This is a genomic window from Streptomyces inusitatus, assembly GCF_014651115.1.
Taxonomy (GTDB): domain Bacteria; phylum Actinomycetota; class Actinomycetes; order Streptomycetales; family Streptomycetaceae; genus Streptomyces; species Streptomyces amakusaensis.
The window spans coordinates 51964-68809 of sequence record NZ_BMWG01000004.1; the positions used below are offsets into that span (position 1 = coordinate 51964).

The window sequence follows — 16846 nt, forward strand, 5'->3', positions numbered from 1 at the left end:
TCCATGGACCACGACAGCCTGCACGGCCTCCTGACCGAACTGGCCGCCCGCCATCAGGTGCCTGGCGCGCAACTCGCCGTCATCCACGAGGGGGAGCGGTTCCTGGTGCACACCGGTGTGCGCGACACCGGCTCCGGAGCCCCCGTGGACCGGGCGACCGCCTTCCCCGTCGGCTCGCTGACCAAGCCGTTCACCGCCGCCCTCGCGATGATCCTGGTGGCCGACGGGGACGTGGACCTCGATGAACCGCTGGAAGGGCGGCTTCCGGAGTTCGGGGCGGGCGGACTCGTCACCCTCAGACAGCTGCTCAGCCACACCTCGGGCCTGCCGTCCGATGTTCCGGAGGGCACCGACGCGACCGACGGCGACCGTGCCCGGTGGGTGGCCCGGTACTGCCGTGCGGTGGATCTCACGCATCCGCCCGGGACGGTCTTCTCGTACTCGAACATCGGCTATGTCGTCGTGGGCCGGCTCATCGAGGCGGTCACCGGGATGAGCTGGCAGGAGGCGATCGACGCCATCCTGTTCGAACCGCTCGGCACCCGGCCCGCGTTCGTCGTGGGACCGGACCGCACCGGACGCACGGTGGCCACCGGGCACGCCGTCCGCGCCGCCCGCGAGCGAGTGGTGCCGATAGCGGTCCAGGAGCTGCCCGAGGTCGAGATGCCCAACGGGGCGCTGGCGCTCAGCGCCGAAGACCTGATCGACTTCGCCCGGCTGTACTTCGCCGGCTGTCCGGACCCGAGGCCGCTGGACCGGGCGACCGCCGACGACATGTGCTTCGACCAGCTCGCCTCGATCGACATCGGCCCGTACGGCATGGCCGACGGCTGGGGCCTGGGCTGGGCCAGGTTCGACGACGGCGCGGCGGATGTCTACGGCCACAACGGCACCGGCGACGGCACCTCCTGCCATCTGCGCTTCGACCCGGCCAACGGCTCCGCGGTCGCGCTGACCTCCAACGCAAACACCGGCGCCCAGCTGTGGGACGCACTGGTGCCCCGGCTTCGGGCCATGGGCCTGTCGGCCGGTGACCGTTCCGCGCCCGAGCCGCCCGTCGGCCCCGTCCGGCAGGCTCTCCAGGACGACTGCCTGGGCCGCTACATCAACGGCGACACCGAGTTCGTGGTCCAGCCCTCCCCGGGCGGCGGACTGCTGCTGGGCTTCGGCGGGGCGCCGCACTCGGAGCTGCTGTGCTCCGCCGACCTGCGCTTCATCATGCGGGAGCTGGGCAGCGGCGCCCGGTCACCGGGCCGCTTCGTCACCGATCCCGCCACCCGGCGGATCGGCTACCTCCAGATCACCGGGCGACTCGCCCCCCGACGCTGAGACAGAGACGGCCCCGGAATGACCACGGCCCCCGCGAACAGGGAGACGGAACGCGGCGGCATGAGCGTCCCGCTGTCCCGCAACCGTCACTACAACATCCTGTGGTCCAGCCAGCTGATGTCCGAGCTGGCCATGGAGATGGCCGCGGTCGCCGTGCCGCTGCTGATCCTCGCCCGGCACGGCTCTCCGCTCCAGCTCGGCCTGGCCTCCTCCGCGATGGCCGCCGCCCACATGGCCTCGGTGGTGCCGGCCGGAGTGATCGCGGACCGCTGGGACCGCCGCCGGCTGATGCTGGGGTGCCAGCTGCTGCGTGTGCTGGGCATGGCGAGCCTGGCCGGCGCGCTGCTGCTGGACCGGTACGCGTTCTGGCACGTGCTGCTGGTCGTGGTGGCCGAGGGCTCCCTCGGCTCGATCTTCGACCCCGCGGAACACGCCGCGCTGCCCCGGGTGGTCCCACCCGAACAGCTCTCCACAGCGGTGGCCAGGAACGCGGCACGCCCGTACATCGCCACCCTCGTGGGGCCGGGCGTCGCCGGGTTCCTCTTCAGCGCCCTGCCGCTCGGACCGTTCGCGGCCAACGCGGTCATGTTCGCGCTGTCGTCCGTGGCGCTGTGCTTCCTCCGGCTGCCCCGGGCACGGGCCGGCGGCGGCCCGGAAGGAGAGGAGGACGGGCGGGGCGACGGGACCGGGTACGGCGCGCCCCGGGCAGGGGGCCTGGGCCGGGAGTTCGCGGCCGGGTTCCGCTGGGTGCTGGGGCAGCCGGTGATCCGCGCCACGATGGCCTGGATGGCGGTCACGAATCTGGCCTTCAGCGCGCTGCTGATCGTGCTGCTCACGCGCGCGGGCGAGGATCGGGTCGGCGCCGGAGAGCTGGGTCTGACGATGGCCTGCCTCGGAGTCGGCGGACTGCTCGGCGGGCTTCTCGCGCCCCGGATGCACGCCGCCGCCCGGCCGCCTGTGATCATCCTCGGCTTCGCCTGGACCGCCGCCGCGGGCGCCGCCCTGATGGCGGTGGTACCCGCCGGTCTGCCCCAAGGGGCCCTGCTCGGGCTCATGGCGCTGTTCGCCCCGCTCGCCAACACCACGGTGCTGACGTATCAGCTGACCGTCACCCCCGACGAGCTGCGAGGCCGGATGAGCGCGGTCGCCGGGTTCTGTTCCGGGGGCGCGGGAGTGCTGGGGCCGGCTCTCGGCGGTGCGCTGGCAGGGGTGGCCGGCGGGGGCGTACGGGCCGTGCTGATCAGTGCCGGATGCCTGCTCCTGATCGCGGTGGCGGCGACCGCGAGCCCCGCCCTCCGGCGGTTCCCCGATGTCGCCGCCGCCCGCTGACCGCCGTGACACCGTGCGTCACCAGGCAACTTAGCTCCACAGGCAAGAACATGGAACGCCCGGACGATTCCGGCGATGCTCGGAGATCACCCATTGGAGATTCCGCGCGGCCTCGGTGCGGGGGGCCGAGGCCTGTCGAGCGGTGTGCCGCGCGGCCGGCGAGAGGTCCCGTATGCGTACCCCCCAGCCCCGGAGCCGGGCACCGCGGAATCTGCGGTCCCTGACCGGACTGCGCTTCCTGGCACTGTTACCCGTCTTCCTCACCCATGCCGCGTTCGAGGGCGTGTTCAGCGACGCGGACATGAGCTGGGGGTTCCTTGACGCGGTGGGCGACAGCGGATACGCCGCGGTCTCGTTCTTCTTCGTGCTGAGCGGCTTTGTGATCACCTGGTCCCACCGCCCTGGGGACACCGCCCGCGCGTTCTGGCGCCGCCGAGCCCTCCGGGTCTTCCCCAACCACCTCGTGGTCTATGTGTTCGCGCTGGCACTGATGCTCGCGGCGGGCGCGACCTTCGACACCCCGGCCCTCGTCTCCCAGCTCTTCCTGGTGCACGCGTGGGTGCCCGACCCGCTGTTCATCGACACCGGCAACACCGTCACCTGGTCCCTCGGCGTCGATGTGGTGTTCTACGCGCTCTTCCCGGTGCTGCTCGTGCTGGTGAACAGGATCGGGCCGAACCGTCTGTGGTACTGGTCCGGTGCCACCGTCCTCGTGGTGATCGCCATCCCCGCGGTGGCGCTGACCCTGCTCCCGGACACCCCGGCCATGCCGGTGGGCGATGCCTCCCACAGCCAGTACTGGTTCACCTACTTCTCTCCGCTCTCCCGCACCGTGGAGTGTGTGCTGGGCATGCTGGTCGCCCGGATCGTGCTCACCGGCAAGTGGATAGGCCTGCGGGTACTGCCCGCCACGGCGCTGGTGGTCGTGGCATACGCGGTCGCCCAGCAGCTCCCCTTCCTCTACCGGCTCAGCGCGGTGCTGATCGTGCCGCTCGCACTGCTCACCGCGGCCCTGGCGGTGGCTGACACCGAGGGCCGGGGCACTCCTCTCGACAACAAGGTCATGGTCCGGCTCGGTGAGCTCTCCTTCGCCTTCTACCTGGTGCACCAGGTGCTTCTGGAGTACGGGCACATCCTCGTCAGCACGAAGGACGCCGCGGGCGAGGTGCTGCTCCGCACCTGGGGCACCCCGGCCGGCATCGCGGTGATCCTCCTCTCCTTCGCGGTGTCCATGGTGCTCGCGTGGCTGCTGCACACCTGGGTGGAGAAGCCCGCGATGCGCCGCTGGTCCCGGCGTCGGCGACGTGCCACCGGCCACTCGTCCGCGAAGGCGTCGGCAACTTAACCACGAAGCGAAACGTGTGGAGAGTACGAAACATCTCGGCCAAACTCCGACGCAACGGGGGAGCAAGGCCGACCGCTGCCAGAAGTCCGCGCATGCCGTGGATGCTGGGCGCCGACGCCCGCGCCCGGATCATCCATCAGCAGGCAGTGACGCGGTCGCTGCTGCCACGCGCCCGCGCCGCACCGCCTGTCGCCCGTTCGGCGAGAGGTCCGCATGCAGACGACAACACAGTCCAACCCGAATCTGAGATCCCTGACCGGCCTGCGGTTCTTGGCCATGCTGCCCGTCTTCCTCACCCACGCCGCGTTTGAAGGCGTCTTCACGGACGAAGAGGTGAGCTGGGGATTCCTCGACGCGATGGGGACCACCGGCTATATGGCCGTCTCGTTCTTCTTCGTGCTGAGCGGCTTTGTGATCACCTGGTCCTACCGGCCCACCGACACCCCGCGCGCGTTCTGGCGCCGGCGCTTCTTCCGGGTCTTCCCCAACCATGTCGTGTCCTATGTGCTGGCCCTGGCGCTGCTCTCGTCGGTGGGGCTCGGCGTCGGTGTACTGCCGTCCGTCACCCAGCTCTTCCTCGTCCAGTCCTGGGTGCCCGACCCGGTGTTCACCGACACCGGCAACAGTGCGAGCTGGTCGCTCGTGGTGGACGTGGCGTTCTACGCGATCTTTCCGGCGCTGCTCACGCTCGTGCACAGGATCGGGCCGAACCGGCTCTGGTACTGGGTCGGCGGAATGGTCGCCGGTGTGGCCCTGGTGCCGGCCGTCGCGCTCGCCGTCCTCCCGGACACCCCGGGGATGCCCCTGGGCGGGGTGTCCACCAGCCAGTACTGGCTCACGCACTTCTTCCCGCTGTTCCGGCTGCTGGAGTGTGTACTCGGCATGCTGATGGCGCGAATCGTGCTCACCGGCACCTGGATACGGCTGCGGGTGCTGCCCGCCTCCCTCCTCGTGGTGCTCGCGTACGGCCTCGCCCAGCAGGTGCCCTTCCTCTACCGGTTGAACGCGGTGACGGTACTGCCCGTCGCCCTGCTGACGGCGGCGGTCGCGGTGGCGGACGCCGGGGGCCGCGGCACACCGTTCGACAACAAGGTCATGGTCTGGTTCGGCGAGCTCTCCTTCGCCTTCTACCTCTTGCACAACCTCGTCCTCAAGTACGGCCATCTGCTGCTCGGTCACACGGAGGAAGAGGGCGAGCTGGTGGGCCGCACCTGGGGCATTCCCGGGGGCATCGCCCTGATCGCCGCCGGTTTCGCGGTGTCCCTGCTGCTCGCGTGGGTGCTGCACAACGGAGTGGAGAAGCCGGTCATGCGCCGCTGGTCCCGGCGTAAGCGGACTCCTGTGACTGAAGTGATCACGTAGCTTCGTGTGAACGCCAGGGCAATTTAGCTAGGAAGTAAAGTTTATGGAGCGGACCGCCGAAACGCGAAAGGATCTCGCTTAATCAGGTGCTCGGCACCGGATTCAATTAATCGGTGCCTTGTCTGGAGGACAGTTAAGTGCTAACACTCCACCTGCGGGATGGCGATGTCGCCGCGATCGACGCCGTGATCGACGAACTCGGCCGACGATTCGACACCGTGGAGTCCGCGGAATTCCAGGCCGAGAGCCGCCTCTACGCGGACGAGCTGCCGCGTCGCGTGCGACGAGCGGTGTACGAATACCGCAGCACGGAGAAAGACGGCATTCTGGTCGTCACCGGACTGGCCGTGGACGACTCGGCCCTCGGGGCGACCCCGGCGGACCGCGGGCACCAGCCCGTGCCGTCCACCTCGCTGCGCCAGGACATCGCCTTCTACCTCATGGCCAATCTGCTGGGCGACCCGATCGGCTGGGCGACTCAGCAGGACGGCCTCATCATGCACGACGTCTACCCCGTCCAGCGCTTCGAGCACGAACAGATCGGCTGGGGCAGCGCGGAGACGCTCACCTGGCACACGGAGGACGCCTTCCATCCGCTGCGCACCGACTATCTCGGACTGATGTGTCTGCGCAACCCGGACGGCGTCGAGACCACCGCCTGCGACATCGCCGATGTCCAGATCGACGACGCGACACGCGAGATCCTCTCGCAGGAGCGGTTCCGCATCCTGCCGGACGACGCCCACCGCATCCACGCCGAACCCCCGCGGGGCGAGAGCGCCCGCGCCGCCCGGCTGCGCGAGCACAGCCGGCGGCGCGTGGCCTCGGCCCTGGAGTCGCCCGACCCGGTCGCCGTGCTCTTCGGGGACCGCGAGGACCCCTATCTGCGGATCGATCCGCACTACATGCGGGGCGTCCAGGGCGGGGCGGAGCAGCGGGCGCTGGACACCATCGGAGCCGCGATCGACGACGCCATGTCCGGCGTCGTCCTCACCCCCGGTGACCTGCTCTTCATCGACAACTACCGTGTCGTCCACGGACGCAAGCCATTCCGTGCCCGCTTCGACGGGACGGATCGCTGGTTGCGGCGGCTCAACATCGCCCGGGATCTGCGCAAGTCGCGCGAGGCCAGGCTGGCCGCCACCACCCGCGTCATCTACTGACCGGCTGACGCCGTCCCCGTACGCGGGACGCCGGCAGCCCGACCGGTGCCCCGCACCGCTCGTACATCACACGGCACCACGGGGTTTCCCCGCGGTCGGCCGCTCTGTGCCCATGTCCTCCCACATATGGGGAAACCAGACGCATCTGCGAGGTACCTGTGTCCGGAACGCAGCATGTAGAAGCCGCTTTGGGGGAGTCCGAAGGTGACACCGGAAACCTCACCCAACTGGAGTTCCTGGCCCTGAACAGCGAGTTCAATATCGCTGACGGCCACGCCCGGCAGTCGCTGACGCCGGGCCAAAGCAAGATCATCGATGATCTGCCGCTGCTCTTCGCCGAGGGCGAGAAGCGCCTCGTCGAAGAGCTCGAACACGAGGCGCACCACGCCTTCTTCAGCGCGCTCGGCCAGCACAGCTACCCCTCGGCCCCCGGCCGGGTGCTGAGCTGCTACTCCTCCTCCGTCGCCATGGAGATCCTCTCCCGCGCGCTGTCGGAGACGGTCGCATCGGTGGCCCTGGTCCACCCGACCTTCGACAACATCGCCGACCTGCTCCGCGGCAACGGCCTGGAGCTCGTGCCGCTGGCGGAGGGCCCGCTCCACGGCGACGATCTTGACGCGGGCCTGCTGGCATCGGTCGGCTGTGTCTTCGTCACCACCCCCAACAACCCCACCGGCCTGGTCGTCTCCCGGGAGCGGCTGACCCGGCTGGCCGCGCAGTGCGCCGCACACGGCGTCGTCCTCGCGCTGGACACCTCGTTCCGCGGCTTCGACACCCGGGCCCACTACGACCACTACGAGGTGCTCAACGCCAGCGGTGCGCGCTGGGTGGTGATCGAGGACACCGGCAAGCTGTGGCCGACGCTCGACCTGAAGGTCGGCATGCTCGTCCACTCCGAGAACCTCGGGCTGCCGGTGGAGAAGATCTACTCGGACATCCTGCTCGGCGTCTCCCCGCTGATCCTCGCGATGGTCCGCCGCTTCTCCGAGGACGCCGCCGCCGGGGGGCTCGAAGATCTGCACCGCTTCATCGCCGCCAACCGCGCCATGGTCCGGGCGGAACTCACCGGTCTGCCGGGCGTGACCTTTCCCGACCCCGACAGCCGGGCCAGCGTCGAGCGGATCGGCATCGAGGACCTGACCGGCACACAGGTATGGGCACAGCTGCGGAAGCACAACGTCTACGCGCTGCCGTGCCGCCCGTTCCACTGGGCCGACCCCTCCCAGGGCGACCACACCCTGCGTCTGGCGCTGGCCAGGTCCACGGACCCGCTCACCCAGTCCGTGCGCGCCCTGCGCCACGTGCTGAGTCAGCGTTGACGGCGTCCGCCCCAGAGGAGGGGCTTCCGCACGGCTCCGCCCCCGTCCTGCCGCACACCCGGCGGTGGCGGGCCGGAGTCGTGCAGGAAGTCGCCCCGCCCGGTGTCCTCGATCTGGGCCCCGGCTACATCGAGCCCGCTCTCCTGCCCGTACGCCTGATGGCCGGCGCGTACCAGAACGCGCTGGCGGAGTACGGCGCCGCCGCGCTGAGCTACGGTCACGACCCGGGCGCGCTGCCGCTGCGCTCCCGGCTGGCCGCCCGGGCCACCGCGGCGGACGGCCGACTCTGCGAGCCGGAACAGATACTGCTGACCTCCGGCACCTCCCAGGCCCTCTATCTGCTCGCGACGGCGCTCGCTGCCCCCGGGGACACCGTGCTGACCGAGGAGTTCTGCTACGACCTGGGGCAGCGGATATTCCTGGACTGCGCGCTGCGCCTCCGCCAGGTCGCCATGGACGCGTCGGGGATGCTGCCCGAGGCACTGGACCAGGCCCTGACCGAAGGGGCCCAAGCGGGTACGACCACGGCCTTCGTCTACCTCACCCCCACTCACCACAACCCCCTGGGCCACACGATGCCGTCGGTCCGCCGCCGGCAGCTGATCGAAGTGGCGGCCCATCACGGCGTGATGATGGTGGAGGACGACGCCTACGCCGAACTGTCCCTGTCCCCCGAGCCCCCTCCGCCCTCGCTGGCCGCCCTGGCCGGCTACCGGCGTGTGGTGCGGCTGTGCAGCTTCTCCAAGACTCTCGGCCCGGGGCTGCGGCTCGGCTGGCTGCTCGCCGACCGGGAGACGGCCGGCCGGCTGTCCGGACACGGCCTGTTCGCCAGCGGGGGCTCCCTCAACCACACCACTTCGCTCGCCGTCGACAGCCTGCTCGCCGACGGCGCGTACGACCGCCATCTCGGTGTGCTGCGTGAACAGCTTCGTATCCGCCGGGACGCGCTCGAAGGCGCTCTGCGCGCCGCACTGGGCGACCGATGGGCCCTTCGCACCCCCTCCGGCGGGTTCTTTCTGTGGCTGAGGGGCGAGCGGGGGACCGGAGAGGCCGAGCTGCTGGCCGGCGCCGCCGGGGCGGGCGTCAGGATCGCCGCCGGTTCGCGCTTCGGCGTACCGCGGCCCGGGGCCGCCGCCGTACGGCTGGCCTTCAGCTTCAACCCGCCCGAGTCGCTGGAGAGGGCCGCCGTACGGCTGGCCGCCGCATGGTCCGGCAGTGAGCCGGCCCCTGAGATCGGAGTGAGATCGTGATGCCCAGGACCGGTACCGACGGACAGCACACGGTGGTCGGCCCAGGCGGCGCCGGTCCCGTCGGATACAGCTTGCCGCTCTCGCCGACGGGGAGGTCCGCGATGCTCACACCGCCTCCGTGGCACTTCTCCGGAGAGGTCGTCATGGTCGACTACCGCGTCGACCCGGAAGCGGCCCGGCGCTTCCTCCCGCCGGGCCTGGAACCGGGGGCCGACCCGGGTGCGGCGGCGGCGGTCTTCGCCACCTGGCAGTGGTGCTCACAGGACCGGGCGGAGCTGACCGACCCGGGTCACTGCCAGTTCGGGGAGTTCCTGATTCTGCTCAGCTGCGAGTTCGAGGGCCGCCCCATGGCACGCTGCCCCTATGCCTGGGTGGACCAAGCCGTGCCCATGATGCGCGGCTGGGTGCAGGGAATGCCCAAGCAGCTCGGCGTGGTGCATCAGAGCCGGCCCGTCACGGTCGGCAGGGCGGGCTCCCGGCTGGCGCCCGGCGGGCGTTTCGACGGTGCGCTGTCGGTGCGGGGACGGCGTGTGGTGGAGGCCTCGGTCACCGTGGAAAGGTCGACCGACCGGCCGCCCGCGCTGCACGACGTCCCACTGGCGCACACCCTGGTGTTCCCGGAGTGGACGTCCTCCGGCGGCGGTCCGCGTCCGCGGCTGGTCGCCTCCCAGGTCAGCGATGTGGAATTCTCCCGAATCTGGACAGGGTCCGCGGATCTGAAAATATTTCAAGATCTGGAGGAAGATTTCGGGACCCTCGCGCCGTTGGAGATAGGCGAAGGCCACGTATTCTCGTACGGAGAGACCTTGCACGGAGGGCGGCTGCTCAGCGATTAATCAGTATCGAACAGCATGACAAGTGATCACGGGGGATCAAGTGCTGAGGATTCATTTTACAGTTGAGGACATAGCGAATACCCGTATGCTGGCGACGATCGGACCGCTGGCCGAGAGCGCCTTTGCGCTGTACCTGTTCGGCCGTAACGGTGATGTCGCGTTCCACGAGTGGCGCCGCAGCGTCCGGGCCGACCTCGGGAGGGACGCGGCCCGTTTCACCGCCCTGTCACAGCAGTTCCGTACCCTGGAGGAATTACCCGTCGCCTTCGCCGACGCCTTCACCGCGGGTGCGGACCCCGACCAGGCCCCGGCCGCCGAAGACCGCCGCGGGACCAGACTCCTGACCGAGCTGTGCCGGGTGGCCGTGCTTCCGCACTGGAGCCTGATCCGCAGTCACCTCGACGGCGTTCGCGAGGGTTGGGGCCGGGTGGCGATATCCCATGGTGTCGAGCGGCTCATGGGCTCCGTGCACCCCAAGGTCCGCTGGCGGGCACCGGTCCTCGAACTCCAGCAAGGGCCTCACCGCGATCTCCGTCTGGACGGCCGCGGGCTGCTGCTCTGCCCGTCCTTCTTCCTGTCGGAACAGTCGTGCGCGTTCGTTCCGGCGGTCGGCAAGGACGCCATGCCCGCCCTGGTCTTTCCCGTGAAGGTCTTGTCCAGGGCGGGTGTCTGGGGAACCTCGGAACACGATGACCAGGCGCTGGGCGCACTGGTCGGCCACACCAGGGCAGCCGCTCTCGAAGCGCTCGCCGAAGGCTGCTCCACGGGTGAACTCGCCGACCGGCTGGGGATTTCGCTGGCAGGCGCCAGCAAGCATGCCGCGGTGCTGAGGAGATCCGGGCTGGTGACCACGTCCCGCAACCGCAATACCGCGTTGCACGCGCTCACCCCTCTCGGCACCGCCCTCCTCCGGAGCGGCGAATGCTCCGTCCCGGCGCATCCCGGTGCGCTACCGCGCGTGCCGACGCAGCGCACGGGTTCTTCCCGGCTCAACGGCGACGGCCGGGCAGCGGTCCGCCCGCCCCGCGGACGGACGCCGCCACCACCGCTCGCGGCGCTCTGACGTTCTGACGCTCTGACGCTCTGACAGGAGAGGACACGACAGTGGGCACAAACCCTTTCGACGATCCCGACGGCGGCTATCTGGTGCTGATCGACGAAGAGGGCCGGCATTCGCTCTGGCCGGCCTTCGCCGAGGTGCCCCCGGGCTGGACGGTGGCCCTGGCGGAGACCGAGCGCCGGGCGGCGCTCGACTACATCACCGAGCACTGGACCGACATGCGACCGCGCAGCCTGGTCCAGGCGATGGAACGAGCTTAGAAGCAGGTCCCGGCCGCGCCCCGGAGCACCTCGCGGATTTCCCGGGGCCCTGCGGTTCTTTCTCGAAGTTCACCCGGCGGCCCCGGGAAACAAACCCCGCTCACCGCCGCCGTACGGCATAATTCCCGACCGTGACCATTCGCTTGCTGATCGCCGACGACCAGGAGATGGTCCGCCGCGGATTACGCCGCATCGTGGAGAGCCAGCCCGACATGGAAGTGGTCGGTGAGGCGGCGGACGGCGTGAACGCGGTGGAGATGGGGCGCACACTCAAGCCGGACGTGGCCCTGGTGGACATCCGGATGCCGCGGATGGACGGGCTGGAAGTGACTCGGCTGCTGGCCGGACCCAACGCGGTCGATCCGGTCCGGGTCGTCGTGGTGACGACCTTCGACCTCGACGAGTATGTCTATCCCGCCCTGCGCTTCGGGGCCTCGGGGTTCCTGCTGAAGCGCTCGGGGCCGACGCTGCTGGTCGAGGCGGTCCGGGCGGCCATGGCCGGTGACAGCCTGATCAGCCCGTCGATCACCGTACGGCTGCTCCAGCATGTCACCGGCCCCCCGGCCGGCCGCCGGCCCCCGCGCCGTGACTCGGTGCTGACCGGGCGGGAGGTGGAGATCGCCGGGAAGGTCGCCGAGGGCAAGACCAATTCCGATATCGCCCGTGAGCTTTTCATCTCCGCCGGCACGGTCAAAACCCATGTCGCGAGCATTCAGCGGAAACTACAGGTCCGCAATCGGGTCGGTGTCGCCGTGCGGGCATGGGAGCTGGGGTACGCCACCGGGCAGACCCCTGGCTGAAAGCGATACGCGCGAGCGAGTGGAACGCCAACAGCGGAATTCCTGATTCCGCTCCACCGAAATCTGCCGTCCGGCAGATGCGGCGATTTCCGTGCTGTGCTTGTCCCCGCGCACCCCGGGGAATGTGCGTAGCCTCGCCCTCATGGATTACGACGTTCCTCCCCGGCGAAAGCGCCGCTGGTGGTGCGGTGTCGCCGCGGCGATGATGATCGCCCCCGCCGTCGTGGCACCGCCGAGCTCCTACCCGCTGGCGGTCATGGCCGCGCTGACGCTGGCCGTATCGATTCTCGCCCGGCCGTCCGGCCGGGTGACGCTGGACCGGGCGGCCGGTGGTGTCGCGGTGCTCTCCCTCGCCGCGGACATCGGCTACTTCGGGCCGCCCGGCCTGGTGATCCTCTGGTACCCGTTCGAGACGGCCGCGCTGATCGTCCTCCTGGCACGGGCAGTACGCCATGTGCCCGTCCCCCGGGTGGGCGTCATCGGCCCGCTGACCGGCGCCGCCGCCACCCTGTTGCCGCTGCGCTTCACCCTGCACGCCCCCGACACCGGACTCCAGGAGTCGGTCTTCGTGTGCTCGCTCGCGCTGATCCCGGCCGGCTGCGCGGTGGGCGTCGGGCTCTATCTGCGGTCGCTCGACAACCGCCGCGCCCACGCCGTGGCGCTGGCCCGGCGCGAACAGCGACTCGAAGTCGCCCGCGATCTGCACGACTTCGTGGCCCACGAGGTGACCGGAATCGTGCTGGAGGCCCAGGCCGCCCAGCTCAGCGAAGACACCGGCAGCGCGGGCGGCGAGGAACACCGCGCCCTGCTGCAACGCATAGAGAAGGCCGGGCTGCGGGCGCTGGACTCCATGGACCAGACCGTGACGGCGCTGCGCGAGGCGGAGGGCCGCAGATGGGACGAGCCGCCGCCCACCCGGCTCTACGGCCTGGCGGATCTGCCCGAACTCGTCGATCGCTTCTCGTCCATGGGCGCCGCCGAGGTGGCGCTCTCCCTGGAGGCGGAGACGGCCGGCATTCTTTCGCGGGAAGCCGAGGACACCGCGTACCGCGTGGTGCTGGAATCGCTGACCAACATCCGTCGGCACGCGCCGCGGGCCGACCGGGTCCAGGTGCTCGCCGGCCGCACCGCCGACCGGTCCGTGGAAGTCTCGGTCGCCGATCACTCCGATCACTCCGACCACTCCAGCCGGCAGACCCCCGCCGCCCCCCGGCCCCCCGTCGGGACGGGGCGGCGTTCACACGGCGGTACGGGCCTGGCGGGCCTCACCGAACGGGTCAGCGCGCTGGGCGGCACGCTGGAAGCGGGCCCGTCCCAGCACGGGTGGCGGGTCAGATGCCTGCTGCCCGTGCCCGCGATTCGCTGAACGGATATCTGCCGATCGGCAGATGTGCCGATCGGCGGAGCCCGCGATCCTCTGATGAGTGCACCACCCGGTAACTCTGGAGGAACCGATGTTCTCAGGCACCATCTCGAAGCGGCCCATGACCCTCGTGGTGGTGGCGGCCGTCGCCGCCACCCTCGGCCTCAGCGGCTGCTCCGTGGATGCCTCGAAGGCCGAACCCGAGTCGAAGACCTTCGCGTACGACGGCAAGGAGCTGAAGCTCAAGACGAACGAGGTCGCCACCAAGGTGGTCGCCGTCGATCGCGAGGACATCAAAGTCACCCGCTGGTTCGACGCGGCCGTGGGGTCCGAGCGGCTGAAGTGGACTCTTGAGGGTGACACTCTGGACATCGACGCGGGCTGCAGCGGCATCGCCATCTGCGACGCCAAGTTCAAGGTCGAGATTCCCCAGGGCATCGCGTTGATCAAGGACGGCAAGAAGACCGACCTGAGCGGGAAGAACTGACCATGCTCGACCTCGTGAACCTCACCAAGGTCTACAAGGGCGGCAAACAGGCCGTCACCGATCTGACCATGCGTCTGGAGCCGGGCATGATCGGCCTGCTGGGCCCGAACGGAGCCGGCAAATCATCCTTGATGCGCATCGCCTCCACGGTCACCCGGCCCACCAGCGGACAGGTCCTCTTCCACGGCGAGGACGCGGTGGCCAAGCCCAACGCGCTGCGGCGGTCCCTCGGCTACCTCCCGCAGGACTTCGGCGTCTACCCGAATCTGACCTCCCGCGAGTTCCTGCGCTACCTGGCAGCCGCCAAGGGCGTCTCGGCCAAGTCCGCCAAGGCCCGTATCGATGAACTCCTGGAACTCGTCAATCTCACCGAAGCGGTCAAACGCCCCCTGGGCAAGTACTCCGGCGGCATGCTGCGCCGGGTCGGCATCGCCCAGGTGCTGCTCGCCGACCCACAGGTGATCATCGTGGACGAGCCGACCGCGGGCCTGGACCCCGAGGAGCGGGTCAGATTCCGCAATCTGCTGAGCGATCTGGCCGCCGACAAGGTCGTGATGCTCTCCACCCACATCGTCTCCGACGTCGAGTCGGTCGCCTCCGACATCGCGGTGATGGCCGGCGGCCGGCTGCGCCGCCGCGGCACCCCGGAGGACCTGCTGCGCTCGGTGAGCGGCCAGGTGTGGGAGATGCTGGTCGACCCCGCCTCCGTACCGACGGTGCAGGCGCGGTACACCGTCAGCCGTCTGGTCCGCACGACCGAGGGCGTCCGCGTCCGGCTGCTGTCGCCGCAGTCGCCGCACCAGGACGCCGTACAGCTGACGCCGGACCTCGAAGACGCCTATCTGGCCATCATCCGCGGGTCCGCGGAAGGCCCCGACCCCCGGGGCTTCGGCGAGCGGCCGTTCCCGGCACGGGCGGTGTGAGGCGATGATGCGCATGCTCACCGGACTCGCGGTCGCCGACTTCCGCGACCGGGTACGCCGCCCCGCGTATGCCGTCATCCTGGCCTCGGCCGTCGCTCTCGGGTACGTGGCGGTGCCCGACTCGGACGCCAAATGGATGATCATGCAGATCGGCGATCATCGGGGCACCTACAACAGCGCCTATGTCGGCATGGTGACGGCCCTGGCCAGCGGCCTGTGGATCACCCTCGGCGGCTTCTACGTCGTCCGCAACTCCATCGAACGCGACCGCAGCACCCGCGTCGGCCAGCTGCTCGCCGCGACCCCGCTGCGCACCTCCGCGTACATGGTCGGCAAGTTCCTCAGCAACCTCATGCTGCTGTCCTCCATGCTCGCGGTGCTCGCGGTCACCGCCCTGGTCATGCAGCTGGCCCGCGGCGAGTCGCACGACATCGACCTGATCGCGCTCTGGCAGCCGTTCGTCCTGATCGCGCTTCCCCTCGTCGCGCTGACCGCCGCCTTCGCCCTGCTCTTCGAATCGCTGCCGCTGCTGCGCACCGGCCTCGGCAACATCCTGTGGTTCTGCGTCTGGATGGTCGTCTCCACGGCCGGACAGGGCCCCGGGCTGCCGCTCGACGGCATCGGCGTCAACAGCGTCGTACGGTCGATGTACGCGGACATGGTCGCCCAGGGCATTGATGTCGGCGGGTCGTTCAGCCTCGGTCTGACCTACCTCGACAAGCCCCTCGGGCTGTTCACCTGGGACGGCTTCACACCGACCGCCGACTATGCCCTCGGCCGGGCGGCACTGCTGCTGATCGCCGTCGTCATCGCCGTGCTCCCCGCACTCTGGTTCCACCGCTTCGACCCCGCGCGGGGCCGCCCGTCCCTGGCGCGTGTCCCCGCGCAGAGCCAGACCGAAGACCTCGTCCAGCCGGCCTTCATCGACGAGGTGGGCCCCCACCAGGGCTCGCCCAGGCCCACCGTCGCGACCCTGCTGCGCACCCGGCCGGATCCCGGCGCGGTGACCCTGCGGCTCTGGGCCGGCGAGGTCCGCATCCTGCTGCAAGGGGTGCGCTGGTGGTGGTGGACAGGCGCCGCCTTCCTCACTTTCAGCGCGCTCGCCTCGCCGGAAATCCACGGCATCGTCCGCGTCATGCTGCCGCTGTCCTGGATCTGGCCGATTCTGATCTGGTCCCGGCTGGGTACCCAGCGCCACGAGTACCACGTCGACGGCATGCTCGGGGCCTACCCCTCGGTCCGCCGCCGGATTCTCGCCGAATGGGCCGCGGGCCTGACCGTCACCGTCGTGGCCGGCATCGGCCCGTTCATCCGGCTGGTGGCCGCCGCGGACTGGCTCGGCCTGGCGGGCTGGGCGGGCGGCGCGCTGTTCATCCCGTCCCTGGCCCTCGCCCTGGGCACCCTCAGCCGTACCCACCGTCTCTTCCAGGCGGTCTATCTGCCGCTCTGGTACAGCGTCGCCAACGGTCTGCCCATCTTCGACTTCATGGGAGCGCTGCGCGACAGCAGCGAACTGGCCGCGGCACAGCCGTCGGTGACCCTCGCGGTCTCCGCCGCCCTCATGGCCGTCGTCTTCATGACCGGCGCGCTCCGCCGCTTCAGTCGCGACTGACCCACCGACCTGTCGGCACCGCGGTGTCTTGGTCCGGGCGGCCCGGAACCGAACACGAAGCCGGTGCCCACCAGAGAGGAACAGACCATGACCGACGACGACATGCGCCAGTCCCGGCATGCGCCGGCCGAGCACCGGATCGCCGAGTTGGAGGACGAGGTGGACGAGTTGCGCAGCGCCAACGAGATCCTCCTGTCGGTGGCCGCCTATTTCAGCAACACCGGCGTTCCACCCACTCCGCCGGGGACATCCGGAACACTCGCCGCGAGCGCTGACGACTGACAGCGGCGCTTCGGCAACGGGGGTGATCTATATACACGATTCGAGCGGAACCAAGGAATACCTATGCGACTGTGGCCCCGGCGCGAAGCCGGCCGAACCGCCGAGCCGAGCTCGCGCGCGCTTCCC

The 16846-nt window shown here is 70.0% G+C and carries 16 protein-coding genes; all 16 read left to right on the plus strand.

Annotated elements, in window-relative coordinates; translation table 11 throughout:
* Positions 1 to 3 precede the first annotated feature (3 nt).
* Positions 4 to 1329 carry a serine hydrolase domain-containing protein gene (locus tag IE247_RS09735; RefSeq protein WP_190122588.1) on the plus strand — a complete coding sequence of 442 codons (1326 nt, stop codon included), beginning with the start codon at positions 4 to 6 and terminating at the stop codon, positions 1327 to 1329.
* An 18-nt stretch (positions 1330 to 1347) separates the two neighbouring features.
* Positions 1348 to 2658, plus strand: a complete 1311-nt coding sequence (locus IE247_RS09740) for an MFS transporter (protein WP_190122589.1) — start codon at positions 1348 to 1350, stop codon at positions 2656 to 2658.
* A 172-nt stretch (positions 2659 to 2830) separates the two neighbouring features.
* The gene (locus tag IE247_RS09745; RefSeq protein ID WP_190122590.1) at positions 2831 to 4003 is read left to right on the plus strand and encodes an acyltransferase family protein; all 1173 of its coding nucleotides are present in this window, start codon (positions 2831 to 2833) and stop codon (positions 4001 to 4003) included.
* A 213-nt stretch (positions 4004 to 4216) separates the two neighbouring features.
* Positions 4217 to 5365, plus strand: a complete 1149-nt coding sequence (locus IE247_RS09750; protein ID WP_190122591.1) for an acyltransferase family protein — start codon at positions 4217 to 4219, stop codon at positions 5363 to 5365.
* Positions 5366 to 5502: 137 nt separating this feature from the next.
* Positions 5503 to 6528, plus strand: coding sequence for a guanitoxin biosynthesis L-enduracididine beta-hydroxylase GntD (gene gntD / locus IE247_RS09755; RefSeq protein WP_190122592.1), 1026 nt, complete (start codon positions 5503 to 5505; stop codon positions 6526 to 6528).
* A 188-nt stretch (positions 6529 to 6716) separates the two neighbouring features.
* Complete coding sequence (mppP, locus tag IE247_RS09760) at positions 6717 to 7847, plus strand: enduracididine biosynthesis enzyme MppP (protein ID WP_229868970.1); 1131 nt, start codon at positions 6717 to 6719, stop codon at positions 7845 to 7847.
* Positions 7844 to 9097 carry an enduracididine biosynthesis enzyme MppQ gene (gene mppQ, locus IE247_RS09765; protein ID WP_268247187.1) on the plus strand — a complete coding sequence of 418 codons (1254 nt, stop codon included), beginning with the start codon at positions 7844 to 7846 and terminating at the stop codon, positions 9095 to 9097. The genes mppP and mppQ overlap by 4 nt, the downstream gene beginning before the upstream one ends.
* Positions 9097 to 9933, plus strand: a complete 837-nt coding sequence (gene mppR / locus IE247_RS09770) for an enduracididine biosynthesis enzyme MppR (RefSeq protein WP_190122595.1) — start codon at positions 9097 to 9099, stop codon at positions 9931 to 9933. The genes mppQ and mppR overlap by 1 nt, the downstream gene beginning before the upstream one ends.
* An 85-nt stretch (positions 9934 to 10018) precedes the next feature.
* On the plus strand, positions 10019 to 10996 hold the full coding sequence (locus tag IE247_RS09775; RefSeq protein WP_190122596.1) for an ArsR/SmtB family transcription factor: 978 nt from the start codon (positions 10019 to 10021) through the stop codon (positions 10994 to 10996).
* Positions 10997 to 11037: 41 nt separating this feature from the next.
* Positions 11038 to 11253: an MbtH family protein gene (locus IE247_RS09780; protein WP_190122597.1), complete on the plus strand. Its 216-nt coding sequence runs from the start codon at positions 11038 to 11040 to the stop codon at positions 11251 to 11253.
* A 131-nt stretch (positions 11254 to 11384) separates the two neighbouring features.
* On the plus strand, positions 11385 to 12053 hold the full coding sequence (locus tag IE247_RS09785) for a response regulator (RefSeq protein ID WP_190122598.1): 669 nt from the start codon (positions 11385 to 11387) through the stop codon (positions 12051 to 12053).
* A 142-nt stretch (positions 12054 to 12195) separates the two neighbouring features.
* A complete protein-coding gene (locus IE247_RS09790) occupies positions 12196 to 13419 on the plus strand; it encodes a sensor histidine kinase (RefSeq protein ID WP_229868974.1) in 1224 nt (407 codons plus the stop codon).
* A gap of 88 nt (positions 13420 to 13507) precedes the next feature.
* Positions 13508 to 13903, plus strand: coding sequence for a hypothetical protein (locus IE247_RS09795; protein ID WP_190122599.1), 396 nt, complete (start codon positions 13508 to 13510; stop codon positions 13901 to 13903).
* A gap of 2 nt (positions 13904 to 13905) precedes the next feature.
* Positions 13906 to 14826 carry an ABC transporter ATP-binding protein gene (locus tag IE247_RS09800; RefSeq protein WP_190122600.1) on the plus strand — a complete coding sequence of 307 codons (921 nt, stop codon included), beginning with the start codon at positions 13906 to 13908 and terminating at the stop codon, positions 14824 to 14826.
* 7 nt (positions 14827 to 14833) lie between these two features.
* Complete coding sequence (locus IE247_RS09805) at positions 14834 to 16438, plus strand: ABC transporter permease (RefSeq protein ID WP_229868976.1); 1605 nt, start codon at positions 14834 to 14836, stop codon at positions 16436 to 16438.
* A gap of 87 nt (positions 16439 to 16525) precedes the next feature.
* Positions 16526 to 16720 carry a hypothetical protein gene (locus tag IE247_RS09810; protein ID WP_190122602.1) on the plus strand — a complete coding sequence of 65 codons (195 nt, stop codon included), beginning with the start codon at positions 16526 to 16528 and terminating at the stop codon, positions 16718 to 16720.
* Positions 16721 to 16846: the final 126 nt, after the last annotated feature.